The sequence below is a fragment of the Pseudoalteromonas umbrosa genome (assembly GCF_030125375.1).
Lineage (GTDB): Bacteria > Pseudomonadota > Gammaproteobacteria > Enterobacterales > Alteromonadaceae > Pseudoalteromonas > Pseudoalteromonas umbrosa.
Genome location: NZ_JASJUU010000005.1, coordinates 21,195 through 35,692, shown reverse-complemented (window position 1 = coordinate 35,692; position 14,498 = coordinate 21,195). Strand labels below are relative to the sequence as shown.

The following is a 14,498-nucleotide window of genomic DNA, read 5'->3' as shown; positions in this document are numbered from 1 at the left end:
CCTATGATACTCCCCTCATCCGGTTGTAGCTAGTGTTGGGCGTAAAAATTTGCTGTGAATTAATGCAACTTGATAGCGTATAGGCATGCGTTATAAAGATGGAATTGATATGAGAGTATTTGTGTTATTACTGGCTTTCTTAGTCTTTCAAAGTCAGGCCAAGCCGATCAGCTATTATTTCTCACCTGAAATAGAGTTTGATCAGAGCATCAGTAAACCGAGTGAAGTACTGGGTTATGAGGTAGGAGAGTGGCATGTACGTCATGATCAGCTAGTTAATTACATGACTCGAGTAGCTGAGCAAAGTCCAAGGTTGAATATAGCGACGATAGGTTACAGCCATGAAAAAAGGCCTTTATTGCTCTTAAGTGCAACAAGCATCGAGCAGCAAAAGTCATTAGAGTTGATTAGGCAGGCGCGCCTTGCTTACTTAAGAGGCGATACCAAATTACACGATGGTCCCAACGTAATATGGATGGGATATAGCGTACATGGCAATGAGTCATCTGGCAGTAATGCGGCGTTATTAGTCGCTTATTACTTGGCTGCTGCGCAAGGTGAGGAAATTGAAACGCTATTAGAGAATAATATTATTCTGATCGATCCTGCGATGAATCCCGATGGGTTAGCCCGTTTTGCACATTGGGCGAATAGCCATCGTGGACAGGTCTTATCAGCAGATCCGGCACATCGGGAGCATGTTGAATCGTGGCCTTCAGCAAGGACGAATCATTATTGGTTTGATTTAAATCGAGATTGGTTATTGTTGCAGCATCCAGAGTCTCGTGCTCGCGTTGAGCAATTTCACCGCTGGAAACCAACAGTATTAACCGATTTTCATGAGATGGGCACTAATAGCAGCTATTTTTTCCAACCAGGGATCCCCTCTCGTACGCACCCAATTACGCCGAAGCAAAATCAACAGCTTACTCATAAATTAGCGACCTATCATGCAAAGATATTGGATAACGACAAACAGCTATATTTTACTCAAGAAAGCTTTGATGACTTCTATATCGGCAAAGGGTCCACTTATCCAGACGTGAATGGAACAGTTGGGATTTTGTTTGAACAAGCTAGTAGTCGAGGTCATGTACAAGAATCAATTAATGGTGACTTGTACTTTCATCGCACGATTAAAAATCAATTGCTGACAACGCTATCAACGTTTCAGGGGGTTAATGCCCATAAAGCCGAATTGATGAAATATCAGCGCGCATTTTTTGACAGTATTTCTGAGCTTGCAAGTAAGGAAAAGTATAAAGGGTTTGTAGTTGCAAAGGGGCAAGATACCTATCGCTTTGAGCAGTTTTCAGAGTTATTAAAGCGTCATCAAGTAGATGCCTACCCACTTACTAAAGCACTTAAAGTGGGCGAGCTAAATTATCAAGTTGGCGATTTATATATTCCACTTAAGCAGCCTCAGCTGCGGTTTATACAGGCCGCATTTTCAACACAAACCAGTTTTGAAGATAATACATTCTACGATGTATCGGGCTGGACGTTACCCTATGCTTTTGATTTAGAATTCGCGCCCGTGACGAGCAGTTGGGGGTTAAAATATACAGATATGCCTTGGTCTTTGTCAGCGAATCTTGCAAATCCACCACCAACTGATAGCGCATATGCATATGGCATTGAGTGGCACCATTACTTAGCCCCGAAGCTGGTAAATCTACTATTGAAAGAAGGCATTTTTGTTAGAGGCGCGCTTAAGTCTTTTACTGCACAAACATCTCATGAAGAGCAAGTCTTTGCTGCAGGCAGTGTAGTGATCCCTGCAGGCTTACAAACGGTACAAAACTGGCGCAATACACTGTATAAGCTAGCAAATAGATTAGGTATTCAGTTATTTTCTATACGCACTGGACTAACCGCACAAGGAATTGATTTAGGGTCAAGGTTCATGACTCCACTCAAGCAACCTAAGGTTTTATTAGTGGGTGGGCAAGGAACAAGTCAATATGAAGTTGGAGAAGTTTGGTACCACTTAGACAGGCATCTCAGTATTGCCCCAACCATTGTTGAGCAAGGTCGAGTTGGACAGCTTGATCTTTCTCGCTATACCCATCTGATTTTGGCTGATGGCCGGTATGATCTCCTTAATAAGCAAGCCAAAAGTGCCATACACGCATGGGTGAAGAAAGGTGGCGTGATATGGGGTCATAAACGCGGTGCAAAATGGCTGGTTGAACAGCAATTACTCCATACGGAAACAGTATCGACAAAAGAAATGAAATCACTATTTAAATCGGATGGGTTGCCGTATTCAGAACGTGAAGCATTGGCTGCAAAGCAGCGTATTGCCGGTGCGATTTATGATACGCAGATTGATTTGTCACACCCATTGGCGTTTGGTCTTGAAGACAATCGCTTACCTGTATTTAAAAATAGTGCTTGGGTGATGAAGCATCACAATAAGCCATTTACGAATGTAGCAAAATACACGCCCAGCCCCTTGTTGTCTGGATACACAGATGAAAGAAATCGCGCTCAAATAGCGGGGAGCAGCGCATTGATTGCGCAGCGTTATGGGCAAGGAGCTGTCATTGCCATGGCAGATAACCCAGTGTTTCGCGGCTATTGGTATGGCTCTAGCCGTTTGCTAAGTAACGCGCTGTTTTTTGGTGGCAGTTTTTAAAGCTCAGTCAGGCAGGTGGCACAAGCCCAGACGGATTGTGCCCCAGCTGATTTGCACAGAGCAGCCACAGTGTTCATCGTTGCGCCACTGGTAATGACATCATCAATGAGTAAAATTCGTTTGTGTTTAATATTCCCGGTGAGATAGAAAGCATTTTTTGCATTTTGTTGTCTGGCACTTTTTGATAAAAGTACGTGTGAGCGACGCGCTTTTTTTGCAATGATGTTGAGTATTGGTAGTTGCTGGTGGCAAAGTTGATGTGCCCAGGTTTGATAAACTTGGTTATATCCTCTATTCAATAATCGTGTTGAGGCCAATGGCACTATGACGCAGGCGTCTACATTGATGTGCTCCTTCAGATTCAGGTGTGTCCACTGTTTATCTATGATGTGTCTTATAATCATCATAGCTTGGCGATTATGATGATATTTTATCTGTTTTAACCAAGTAGCGAGTTGCCCTTGGTACCAACCACAGGCACTGAGCCCGTCACAATTAGGCAGGTTAAACATTCTGTTGATATCGGGGCGAAGTAGTAAGTTTTGATCACCCTCCTTAAACAATGGCAGTGTGCTATAACACGTTGGGCAAATACCTGTATGCTCGATATAGTCTTGGCAAGTTGGGCATGTTGCTGGTAATAAGCTTTTTCTGAGTGAGTGAATAAGTGACATTGCTTTCATTCCTTGAAACGCTATCATAGCGCTAATTTTGGCTTGAGGCGTGAAGATATGCAAAGAGAAATTGTGCTGTTACATGGTTGGGGAATGAATAGAGGGATTTGGCAGCTGATAGAGGCACAGCTCAGTGATGCCCTTAATATGCCAGTGACAGCACTGAACTTACCAGGGTTTGGTGGTGAACCCATGGAAATGGCGCATTATAACCTCGAAGCGCTCGCAGAGTCTGTCGCTGCGAAAGTTCAGCCGAATAGTATTCTGGTTGGCTGGTCGTTAGGTGGTTTAGTCGCTACTAAACTGGCAGCAAGCTACCCAGAAAAAGTGGCACATTTAATTTTGGTGGCGTCTAACATTCAGTTTTGCGAAAACGATATGTGGCCGGGTATTAAAGCTCAAGTGTTAGAGCAATTTAAAGCACAATTAGCGAAAGACAGCCGTAAAACCATTGAACGCTTTCTAGCGATTCAAGCCATGGGCAGTGAGCATGCTAAAGCCGATATTAAGCAGATCAAAACCTTACTGCTGCAAGCGCCTGAACCTCAAGATATAGCCTTGAGTGCAGGGTTAGATATTTTACAAAATACAAATTTAGCTGCTGAATTCACTCAGCTCAAATGTCCTGTAAATGGCATATTTGGTCGTTTGGACGCACTAGTGCCAAAAGACGTTGCAGAGGCTTTGACACAATTGAACTCTAATTTTAGCTTCGAGATCTTGCCAAAAGCATCCCATGCGCCATTTATTTCTCATCGTGATGAATTTATTACTTACCTAAAATCAGTCCTTTAAAATAGAAGTGACCAACAGGCGGCAATTTTTTGCCGCTTGCACTTTATTTTGAACATAATATGAGCAATAATTAGGTAAGTGAAAAAGTAATTTGGAGTCTATTATGCCTATTGGTGACGTGCTAAACGCGGGCGTTGAAGGTTTTAATCGAGCTCAACAGAATATAGAACGTGCTTCTGCGGATATCAATCGTGCGACACTTGATGAGCAAAGTGACGACCAGCTCGCGCAACAAAGGCAGTTACAAGCAGCGCGCCCAGAAGAAGCGGTGACAGCACCAGTTTCTCAACCGCCTAGGATTGATGAGTCATTGGTTGCGTTAAAAGTCGAAGAGTTTAACGCAAAAGCGAACACACAAACAATTCAAACTGCTGACGAAGTTTTGGGAACTTTGGTTGATATTAAAGTGTAACCATGAACATCGTCACGCCACAACCGGCGGTAACTCTTAACACTGCAAACGTCTACACTGAAACTGCTAGACGAGACAATCAGCTGCGTGAAGTGATCCCAAAGCCTGCAGCAGTCACCCCCCCTGCAACCGAAAATAAATCGCTACAAGACAACGATAAAGCCCGTGTAAACGATGGTGAGTCACAAGAGACTTACGATGCCAACGGACAGCTCAAAGATAGCAAAACAATACAAGAGCGGGGCGAAGAGAAAGGGGAAGAGCAGCAAAGTAAGTCGGGATCTGATGATGAACCATCAGAGCGTGAGCAGGCGCAGCAAGAGCAGGATGAGCAACAGCTAAAAGAGCTTAAAGATCGAGATAGAGAAGTGAGACTTCATGAGCAGGCGCACGCTCGGGTAGGTGGTCAATATGCTGGATCTCCAAGTTATGAATATCAGCGCGGTCCAGACGGTAATAATTATGCGGTGGGTGGACAGGTGATGATAGATGTTGCACCTGTTGAAGGGGATCCGCAACAAACCATCGAAAAAATGCAAACGGTAAGAGCGGCGGCATTAGCACCTGCTGAGCCATCGGGTGCCGACCGAGCTATCGCGGCGGATGCCACTTCTAAAATAGCTACTGCGCAAGCTGAGTTGGCAAAACAGTCTATTAGTGGTTCGGAAAGAGAGCGTTCATCAAGTGGTGTTCAGACATTTCAAAACCGACGGCTAACAGAAGAAGGTATTGCGCAAACTGAACAGCCAGTATTGGAGCGTGCTCGGTTAAAACAAGAAGCAGATCCATTCGCAGTAGCACTGCCGATTGAGCGAGATCCAGAAATAGAATCTAGAGCGCTTAGAATCGAAGGGTTTTATGGTCAGATTGCTAAACCTGAAAAAGAAGCGCACTTATCAGTATCAGTATAAAAGCAAATGATATTAAAAAAGGAAGGGAAACCTTCCTTTTTTAGTTTTTAGCTAAATTATTTTTTCAATTTAGCAAAAGCCTCTGCAAAAGCGTTACCCATAGCTGCATTTCCTTGGTCGCGACGGTTATCTCGACGCTCAGATTTGCGGCCGTGATTCTGCCCTGTTTTCTGCTGAGGTTTATTTTTATGTATATCTGTATTGGATGGAGTTGCATCATTTAAGCGCATTGTAAAACTAATGCGTTTTCTGTCTGCGTCAACCTCAATAACCTTAACTTTAACGATGTCGCCAGCTTTGACAATCTCTCTTGGATCAGAGATAAATTTATCTGTGATGGCTGAAATATGCACAAGTCCATCTTGGTGAACCCCTACATCAACAAATGCGCCGAAGTTGGCAACATTTGATACTACGCCTTCTAAGATCATACCAATTTTTAAATCAGATATTTTTTCAACACCCGCTTTAAATTGCGCTGTTTTAAATTCAGGACGAGGATCTCGACCAGGTTTATCTAGCTCGGAAATGATATCTGTTACGGTAGGTAAACCAAATTTTTCGTCAACATAATCACTAGGTGTGAGCTTTTTCAATACATCGCTATTGCCGATTAGACTTTGTAACTCAAGGGCATTTGATTTTGAGATTTGCTTTACTACTGGGTAGGCTTCTGGGTGAACCGCAGAAGCATCAAGTGGATCATCGCCATCATTGATGCGTAAAAATCCAGCTGCTTGTTCAAATGCTTTAGGGCCTAAGCGCTCGACTTTTTTGAGCTGCTTTCTGTTGACGAATGAGCCGTTGCTATCACGATATTTGACAATATTACTCGCCAGCGTTTTATTTAATCCTGAAACGCGTGTAAGCAAAGGAACTGAGGCTGTATTTACGTCTACACCGACTGAGTTTACGCAGTCTTCAACCACAGCCGTCAAAGCTTGGCCTAATTGGCTTTGCGATACATCATGCTGGTATTGGCCTACACCAATCGACTTTGGTTCAATCTTAACCAACTCTGCAAGAGGGTCTTGTAATCGTCTAGCAATAGAAACTGCACCACGTAATGATACATCTAAATCTGGAAATTCGTTGGCGGCAAACTCTGAAGCTGAGTAGACCGATGCTCCCGCTTCACTGACCATGATCTTTGTTAAATTTAGATCGGACGCTGCTTTTTGTACTTCAGAAGCCAGTTTGTCTGTTTCACGAGATGCAGTCCCATTGCCAATAGCAATCAATTGTACTTTGTGCTGTCTTGATAATTGCTCAATGGTGCGAATTGACTTATCCCAATGATTCTGTGGCGCATGAGGGTAGATAGTCGTAGTCGCAAGTAGCTTGCCTGTTGCATCCACGATGGCAATTTTACAACCAGTTCTTAGCCCGGGATCAATGCCCATGGTCACTTTTGGCCCTGCGGGTGCAGCCATGAGTAAGTCTTGTAAGTTTTTGGCAAAAACATCGATGGCGCCGCTTTCTGCTTTTTCTCTCAAAGTGCCTAAGAACTCATTTTCTAGATGTAAAGAGAGCTTAACTTTCCACGCCCATTGGACAACGACCATAAGCCACTCGCTGGCAGGCGCACCTTGCACAACTAAGCCGTAATGATCGGCGATCATTTGTGCACAAAACTGTTGGTGATCTTCCGCATCAGGTTCTGGATTAATGGCGAGTTGTAGAATGCCTTCGTTTCTTGCTCTAAGCATAGCTAGTGCACGATGCGAAGGGACCTTAGAAAGTAACTCATTATGCTCAAAATAGTCTCTATATTTACTACCGTTATCTTCTTGGCCCTTGATAACACGACTTTGTAGCTGCGCACTCTCACTGATGTGTGCTCTAAACTTTGCGAGCAGCTTGGCGTCCTCAGCGAATCGTTCCATCAAAATGAATTTGGCGCCATCAAGCACACTTTTCACATCAGCAAAGCCTGCATCTGTATTAATAAAGTCTTCAGCAACCAATTCAGGGGATAGATTAGGATCTTTAAATAGCTTATCTGCTAGTGGCTCAATGCCGGCTTCGATTGCTATTTGGCCTTTTGTGCGTCGTTTGGGCTTGTAAGGAAGGTAGAGATCTTCAAGCTCAGTTTTACTACTGGCTTGGGCAATATCATTTGCCAGTTGAGAGGACAGCTTACCTTGCTCTTCAATTGTTTTGATTATAAATGCACGTCTTTCTTCTAATTCTCTCAAATATGAAAGGCGTTGTTCCAATAAACGTAATTGTGAGTCATCTAGGCCACCGGTGACTTCTTTACGGTAACGTGCGATAAAGGGAACTGTTGCGCCCTCATCTAACAATGTGGTGGCTGCCAGCACTTGCTGTTCTGAGGCATTTAGCTCATGGGCTAAACGAGCTGAGATGTTGCTCATGCAAAATCCTTATAAAGTTCAATTAGCTACGCTAACAAATCAATTAAGCGTGGGGGTGAATCATACCATATTAGTGAGCATTTTATCAGGCTTGATATTCAATTCTATTGATATACCACTGAGCGTCACCTTGTGGTGTCGTAACCATAAAATCATCATCAACAGATTTACCGAGTAATGCTCTAGCCATTGGAGAGTCTATAGAAATATAGTCATTACGTTCATAAATTTCATCTGGCCCGACGATTCTAAAGTATTTTGTTTCGCCATCGTCGTTTTCAATTTCGACCCAAGCACCAAAATAGACTTTTCCAGCTTGCTGCGGGTTATACTCAATTACTTTTAAATCGGGCAGGCGTTTACGTAAATATCTGACTCGGCGGTCTATTTGTCGCAATAAACGCTTATTAAAAGTGTAGTCTGCGTTTTCAGAGCGATCGCCAAGGCTTGCTGCCCAATTGACAATTTTTGTAATCTCGGGGCGTTTTTCAAACCAAAGATGATCGTGCTCTTGCTGCAACTTGCGATATCCTTCGGGTGTAATTAAGTTTGTTTTCATAATGTACTTTATCAAAAAACCTGTTGTAGGCATGCTTGCTAAGTGTACTGTAACGTTCAGTAACAATCTTATCAGTAAGTTATGGTGTCTAAGGCGCTTATTTTCAATTATATTTAACCAATAGTTAAATGATAACAAGAAGAATCCAATGGGAAATGAAACAACAAAAGTATTGGTCGTAGATGATGATATGAGATTGCGCAGCTTGTTAGAGCGCTATCTCGTTGAGCAAGGCTTTATTGTGCGAAGTGCCGCGAATGCTGAACAAATGGATAGATTATTAGAAAGAGAAAACTTCCATTTAATGGTATTAGACCTGATGTTGCCTGGAGAAGATGGCTTATCAATTTGCCGTCGTCTGAGGCAGAAAGAAAATGAGATCCCAATTGTGATGTTAACAGCCAAAGGTGATGAAGTAGATCGCATTATTGGACTTGAACTTGGGGCTGATGATTATTTACCTAAACCATTTAACCCTAGAGAGTTACTTGCCCGTATTAAAGCTGTGTTAAGAAGAAAAACGAAAGAAGTGCCAGGTGCGCCTGCTGCAGAAGAAAATGAAGTAGAATTTGGCATCTTCAAACTGAATTTGGCGACACGGGAGATGCAAAAAGGCGATCAAACTATTGCTTTAACCAGTGGCGAGTTTGCCGTTCTTAAGGCATTGGTTAGCCACCCAAGAGAGCCTTTGAGTCGTGATAAGTTGATGAATTTAGCGAGAGGGCGCGATTACAGCGCACTGGAGCGCAGTATTGATGTGCAGGTTTCTCGATTGAGAAGAATGATAGAAGAAGATGCTTCTAACCCAAGATACATACAGACTGTTTGGGGGTTAGGTTATGTATTTGTACCTGATGGCGAAAAATAATGGGGATCTTTCCTCGTAGTGCATTTGGTCAGACAGTATTTTTTGTTGCTGCTTTACTGCTTATAAACCAAATTGTTTCATATATAACTGTCACATTATATGTATTTAAGCCCACATTTGAGCAGGTAAATTTAATGCTTGCGAAACAGGTCAAAACGGTATTCATTGACTGGGAAGAAGGGGTTGAAGTGGACTCTGCGTTATCAAAGAAGTTCTTTGATATAACAGGGATTGATGTAATGACGCAAAAAGAGGCATATATTCATGGATTAGGTCAAGCCCGTGAATATAGCTTGCTTTCGCGGAGTATGTCAGAGCAGCTGAATGGTTCCGCGCGAGTCAGGATCAGCCAAGGGGATCCCGTTGTCTATTGGGTTGAAGCGCCACAAGCCCCGGGGTATTGGGTAAGAGTCCCTTTAACTGGGTTTTCAGAAACCAAGTTGGAATTTTTAGTTTTTTATTTATCGAGCATTGGTTTTCTGAGTGTATTGGGTGGATGGTTATTTGCGAGGCATTTAAACCGACCATTAAAAGCGTTGCAAACAGCTGCAAGCCGAGTTGGAGTGGGAGATTTTTCGACTCGTTTGGTCGAGCAAGGCTCTACAGAAGTGATTGAAGTGACTAAGGCATTTAATCAGATGTCCAAGGGCATTGCGGAGCTTGAGAGCGACCGTCGCCTGTTAATGGCTGGTGTTTCCCATGATCTGAGAACGCCATTAACGAGAATACGTTTGGCGACAGAAATGATGTCTGATGAGGAGGCTTACCTTAAAGAAGGGATCATTGATGATATTGAAGATATGAATGCAATTATTGATCAGTTCATAGAATATCTTCGCCATCACAGCAGTGGCGAAATGCATCAAGAAAATGTCAATGCGCTTGTAGAAGAAGTTGTACATGCAGAGCAGCAGCATAAACGCATGATAAATGTGAGTCTTACAGAGAGAGCACCTTGGGTACAGGCAAATCATGTTGCATTAAAACGTGTATTAACCAATATGATTGAAAATGCTATTAAGTACTCAGAAGGTGAAATTGACGTATCTACACACTTAGCGCCAAAAAGCAAAACTGTGGTGATTCAAGTTAAAGATAGAGGGCCGGGTATTCCAGAGTCTGAACTTGAATCCGTATTTGAGCCTTTTAAGCAGGGTGATCAAGCGAGAGGCTCTGATGGAAGTGGACTCGGTTTGGCAATCATTAAGCGCATTGTTGCAACGCATGGTGGTAAAGTGTCTCTTAGAAATAGATCACAAGGTGGTTTATGTGCAGAGGTACAGCTACCAATATTCAAATAACCGTTTAGATTGCAGCTTGGCGAGTCAAGCTGCAAGAACTTTACAGTTAGTTAAATAGAGCAAGTTGATGTGCAAACAGCAGGGTGAGTTGGGCAAATTTGCCAGCTATGCTGAGGTGCAAAACGTGTTTTGCGAGCACCTGCGACTTCTTTAGTGAGTGCTAAATCAACTTGATTATTATGTAGGCTCTTAAGTGCTTTTTTCTTGAGATTTAATTTCATAGTTTAATCCTTTTCTTAATTCTGAATAATTTCCGAGGTAACCTTCACCTCGTTAACTACCCTAAATAGAATTATTGGCAGTGTAAATCGTTCATAATTGAGTAAAATTCAATCTGTTCGTATTATGAATGCTTCGGATGCCTCAGCTAGGCACACATATCAATAGAAGGGCATAGGCCTATTGACTGACAAATGGCTGGGTGAGTGTCGCATATATAGTAACTGTTGCAATCAATTCTGGAGTTGAAGGTTGCACCGCGACCTGCACCGATTTGTTTTGTTTGTTGTGCGTTTAGGTTTTTGGCGTTGAGATCTTTGATGTGTTTCTTTTTAAGTTGTAATTTCATCTGTAATTCCTTTATCAAAATTATATTATGTCAATTTATTTGACTAAATTACTTTAAATAGGAACTCTGTTTGTGTAAATATTGTTCTATTGAAGATTGTTCAAGATGAGTAATTTTTGATTTTTAGACATAAAAAAACGCCCAACGAGGGGCGCTTTTGATAAAGGAAATGGTATTGCTTAACCGCGAGGACCTGCTGACTTGATTGCGTCAGATACGTCGTATTTCTCGAAGTTAGCTTTAAAGTCTGCTGCTAGTTTAGCTGCATACTCTGCATACTTGTCTTTATCTTCCCACGTGTTGACAGGGTTAAGTAGCTTCTCATCTACTCCATCTACTGCAACTGGGATATCTAAGTTCAATGCTTCAATATGTTGAGTTTCAACACCTTCTAGCGTGTCATTCACAATAGCATCGATAACGGCACGTGTTGTTGGAATATCGAAGCGCTTACCTACACCGTATGGACCACCAGTCCAACCCGTATTTACTAGGTATACTTTTGCACCAAACTCACGTACACGCTTCATTAGCAATTCAGCATAAACACCTGCTGGACGTGGGAAGAATGGCGCACCAAAACACGTTGAGAATGTAGATTCGATGTCAGATGTTGAGCCGATTTCAGTTGAACCAACCTTTGCAGTGTAACCACTTAAGAAGTGATAAGCAGCAGCTTCTTCAGACAAGATAGAAACTGGAGGTAATACACCACTTACGTCACATGTTAAGAATACTACGGCGCGAGGCTCACCTGCACGGTTTTCTACTTTACGTTTTTCAACATGTTCAAGTGGATAAGCCGCACGAGTATTTTGCGTTAAGCTTGTATCAGCAAAGTCAGGTACACGGTTTTCATCAAGTACAACGTTTTCTAAGATTGTACCGAACTTAATCGCATTCCAAATAACGGGCTCATTCTTTTGAGACAGATCGATACACTTAGCATAACAACCGCCTTCAATATTAAATACACTACCAGGTGCCCAACCGTGCTCATCATCACCGATAAGGAAACGCTTAGGGTCTGCAGAAAGAGTTGTTTTACCAGTGCCTGATAGACCAAAGAATAAAGTTGTGTCGCCTTCTTCGCCTACGTTTGCACTACAGTGCATTGGTAGAACACCTTTTGCAGGTAGTAAGAAGTTCTGTACAGAGAACATCGACTTTTTCATTTCACCGGCGTAATGCATACCTGCGATTAGCACTTTGCGTTCTGCAAAGTTGATAATAACTGTACCATCACTGTTTGTGCCATCACGCTCAGGGTCACATACAAAAGATGGAACGTTCATTACCTGCCATTGGGGTAAATCAGCTGCATTGTATTTGCTAGGTTCGATAAACATGTTTTTAGCAAAGATATGGTGCCAAGCCGTTTCAGTAGTAACAACTACTGGTAAATAATGCTCAGGATCTGAACCAACTTCTAAGTGAGAGACAAAGTGGTCGTTGCTGTGCACGTGTGCTTCTACACGAGCCCAAAGAGCATCAAATTTTTCAGCATCAAATGGACGGTTGACGTTACCCCATTGGATGTCATTTTCTGTGCTTGGCTCTTTAACTATAAAACGATCGTTAGGAGAGCGACCTGTACGGCGGCCTGTTTTTGCTACAAAAGCTCCATTCGCTGCTAAAGTCCCTTCACCACGCGAGATAGCGTGTTCGACAAGTTCAGCTGCAGTTAAATCGACAAAACGAGTAGCGCTTGAAGTCATGTTTATACCTAAATGTGAGAATTGAACGGGATAGCTCTGGTTATTAAGTACCTAAAGCTTGAAATCATACTAACAGATGCATTTGAGATATTCGAGCCCTAAAGGGTGCAGAAATTGCAATTTTTTGACAAAAAAACTGAATAATTTCAATGATACCGGTGTCATGAAAGTTGCTGTTTTTATGACACCGGTATCATTTTTTTGCAAACAAAAAGCCGCCAAAATGGCGGCTTGAGTTTATATGAGCTAGATGTACCTTATTTAATTAAAAATAGACTTTATATCTTGCTCATTAAAACGGTAATCAGTGAGGCAGTAATGGCAGCTCAGTTTTACCTCACCGTGCTGTTCAATATCCTCTAATAATGCTTGTTGACCAACATTGACTAGCGCACTGATGGTTTTTTCACGGCTACATCCACACACAAAATTCACTGCTTGTGGTTCAAACAGCTGAGGATTGTCTTCGTGATATAAGCGAGTCAGTACAGTCTGTGCGTCTAATTCTAGTAGCTCATCTTCTTTTATCGTGTCACTGAGTGCTTCTAAGTGTTCAAAGTCACGTTGCGATTTCTCTTTGTTGACCGGAAGAACTTGCAAGAATAGACCTGCAGCTTTGACAGTTTCTTCATCAAACTTAGTGGCGAACCACAACCTAGTTCTCAATTGCTCTGACTGCTCAAAGTAGTCTTCCAAACATTTTGCTAATGAGTCAGATGTTAATGGTACGACGCCTTGATACCTCTCTCCTTTATCAGGAGAAATGGTGATAATCATATGGCCTTTACCTATTAAGTCGCTTATACCTGATCCAGTGATCTGACCTTCGACTCTTGCGATACCACGCATGTTTTGCTGGTGATTACCATTTATCACTGCATATTTTACAGGGCCATCGCCTTGAAGCTGTACGGCAATATCACCTTCAAACTTAAGTGTTGCTGTTAATAGGCTCGATGCGACGAGTAATTCACCTAATAAAGCTTGTACTTCTACTGGGTAGTTGTGACCTGCAACAATGTCTTGTAGCGTATGCTCGACCTGTACTAATTCGCCTCGTACATCGAGATCGTCGAAAAGATAGCGATGAAGTAAATCTTGTTTCATCTATAGTGACCCTAATTTGATTTTAACTTAAGCAGCTCGCGGCGCTGCTTTTTATCTGGCTTGTGCTCTGGGCGTGGTGCAAAGAAACTATTGTTTTTTCTAGCAATGGCATTTTGCGCCCGCTTTTCAATGCTTGCGGCTGACTCTTCATAGAGCGTCTGAGCAATTGGAGCGGCTTGACGTTTGTCCATTAACTTTAAAACAGTGATGTGTTTTTCATCATGACCCTGGGCTACTTCGATGGACGCGCCAATATCGACATGACGGCTCGGTTTGCACCTTTGGCCGTTATATCTGACTTTACCACCTTGGATCATTTCCCGGGCAATTGTGCGCGTTTTATAAAAGCGCGCGGCCCAAAGCCATTTGTCCAATCTGACTTTTGCATCATCTTGGTTGTTTTCTGGATTGAGTTTTGTCACAATTCTTTAACTACATTAGCGTCTTGCTCTACGGTGAAATTTATCATATTTTAACCGTCAAAAAAAGCATAGCGCTTGCTAGGTCAAGGAATGGCGTATTATGAAAACTTGAACAAATGGTTAATACTGTGTTCAGTTTATTCA

At 42.4% G+C, this 14,498-nt stretch carries 14 protein-coding genes; 6 read left to right on the top strand and 8 right to left on the bottom strand.

Features of this window, described 5'->3' with window-relative positions; genetic code table 11:
• Nucleotides 1-109 precede the first annotated feature (109 nt).
• A complete protein-coding gene (locus tag QNM16_RS17335; RefSeq protein ID WP_284021671.1) occupies nucleotides 110-2,641 on the top strand; it encodes a M14 metallopeptidase family protein in 2,532 nt (843 codons plus the stop codon).
• On the opposite strand, the gene QNM16_RS17330 is transcribed toward QNM16_RS17335, so the two are convergent.
• Nucleotides 2,638-3,315 (bottom strand): ComF family protein, encoded by a 678-nt coding sequence (locus QNM16_RS17330; protein WP_284021670.1) that lies wholly within the window; start codon nucleotides 3,313-3,315, stop codon nucleotides 2,638-2,640. The genes QNM16_RS17335 and QNM16_RS17330 overlap by 4 nt on opposite strands.
• Before the next feature lie 57 nt (nucleotides 3,316-3,372).
• Between QNM16_RS17330 and bioH the strand changes: the two genes are divergently transcribed.
• The 3 genes from bioH to QNM16_RS17315 all read left to right on the top strand — a co-directional run bounded on the left by bioH (nucleotide 3,373) and on the right by QNM16_RS17315 (nucleotide 5,433).
• Nucleotides 3,373-4,110: a pimeloyl-ACP methyl ester esterase BioH gene (gene bioH, locus QNM16_RS17325; protein WP_284021669.1), complete on the top strand. Its 738-nt coding sequence runs from the start codon at nucleotides 3,373-3,375 to the stop codon at nucleotides 4,108-4,110.
• A gap of 103 nt (nucleotides 4,111-4,213) precedes the next feature.
• The gene (locus tag QNM16_RS17320) at nucleotides 4,214-4,522 is read left to right on the top strand and encodes a hypothetical protein (RefSeq protein ID WP_237135535.1); all 309 of its coding nucleotides are present in this window, start codon (nucleotides 4,214-4,216) and stop codon (nucleotides 4,520-4,522) included.
• Between the two features lie 2 nt (nucleotides 4,523-4,524).
• The gene (locus QNM16_RS17315) at nucleotides 4,525-5,433 is read left to right on the top strand and encodes a putative metalloprotease CJM1_0395 family protein (protein ID WP_284021668.1); all 909 of its coding nucleotides are present in this window, start codon (nucleotides 4,525-4,527) and stop codon (nucleotides 5,431-5,433) included.
• 56 nt (nucleotides 5,434-5,489) lie between these two features.
• Here QNM16_RS17315 and QNM16_RS17310 read toward each other — a convergent pair whose 3' ends face one another.
• Together QNM16_RS17310 and greB are read right to left on the bottom strand one after the other, a co-directional pair.
• Nucleotides 5,490-7,811, bottom strand: coding sequence for a Tex family protein (locus tag QNM16_RS17310; protein ID WP_284021667.1), 2,322 nt, complete (start codon nucleotides 7,809-7,811; stop codon nucleotides 5,490-5,492).
• Between the two features lie 85 nt (nucleotides 7,812-7,896).
• The gene (greB, locus tag QNM16_RS17305) at nucleotides 7,897-8,370 is read right to left on the bottom strand and encodes a transcription elongation factor GreB (protein WP_284021666.1); all 474 of its coding nucleotides are present in this window, start codon (nucleotides 8,368-8,370) and stop codon (nucleotides 7,897-7,899) included.
• Between the two features lie 148 nt (nucleotides 8,371-8,518).
• On the opposite strand from greB, the gene ompR reads away from it, so the two are divergent.
• Together ompR and envZ are read left to right on the top strand one after the other, a co-directional pair.
• On the top strand, nucleotides 8,519-9,238 hold the full coding sequence (ompR, locus tag QNM16_RS17300) for an osmolarity response regulator transcription factor OmpR (protein ID WP_063361231.1): 720 nt from the start codon (nucleotides 8,519-8,521) through the stop codon (nucleotides 9,236-9,238).
• Nucleotides 9,238-10,539, top strand: a complete 1,302-nt coding sequence (envZ, locus tag QNM16_RS17295; protein WP_284021665.1) for a two-component system sensor histidine kinase EnvZ — start codon at nucleotides 9,238-9,240, stop codon at nucleotides 10,537-10,539. Before ompR ends, envZ begins: the two co-directional genes overlap by 1 nt.
• A 50-nt stretch (nucleotides 10,540-10,589) precedes the next feature.
• On the opposite strand, the gene QNM16_RS17290 is transcribed toward envZ, so the two are convergent.
• The 5 genes from QNM16_RS17290 to hslR form a co-directional block, all read right to left on the bottom strand.
• Entirely contained in the window at nucleotides 10,590-10,760 is a 171-nt protein-coding gene (locus QNM16_RS17290; protein ID WP_284021664.1) for a hypothetical protein, read from the bottom strand.
• A gap of 146 nt (nucleotides 10,761-10,906) precedes the next feature.
• Entirely contained in the window at nucleotides 10,907-11,107 is a 201-nt protein-coding gene (locus QNM16_RS17285; RefSeq protein WP_284021663.1) for a hypothetical protein, read from the bottom strand.
• Nucleotides 11,108-11,286: 179 nt separating this feature from the next.
• On the bottom strand, nucleotides 11,287-12,825 hold the full coding sequence (locus QNM16_RS17280; protein ID WP_063361228.1) for a phosphoenolpyruvate carboxykinase: 1,539 nt from the start codon (nucleotides 12,823-12,825) through the stop codon (nucleotides 11,287-11,289).
• A 261-nt stretch (nucleotides 12,826-13,086) separates the two neighbouring features.
• A complete protein-coding gene (hslO, locus tag QNM16_RS17275; protein ID WP_284021662.1) occupies nucleotides 13,087-13,932 on the bottom strand; it encodes an Hsp33 family molecular chaperone HslO in 846 nt (281 codons plus the stop codon).
• Nucleotides 13,933-13,943: 11 nt separating this feature from the next.
• Nucleotides 13,944-14,354 (bottom strand): ribosome-associated heat shock protein Hsp15, encoded by a 411-nt coding sequence (hslR, locus tag QNM16_RS17270; RefSeq protein WP_284021661.1) that lies wholly within the window; start codon nucleotides 14,352-14,354, stop codon nucleotides 13,944-13,946.
• Nucleotides 14,355-14,498: the final 144 nt, after the last annotated feature.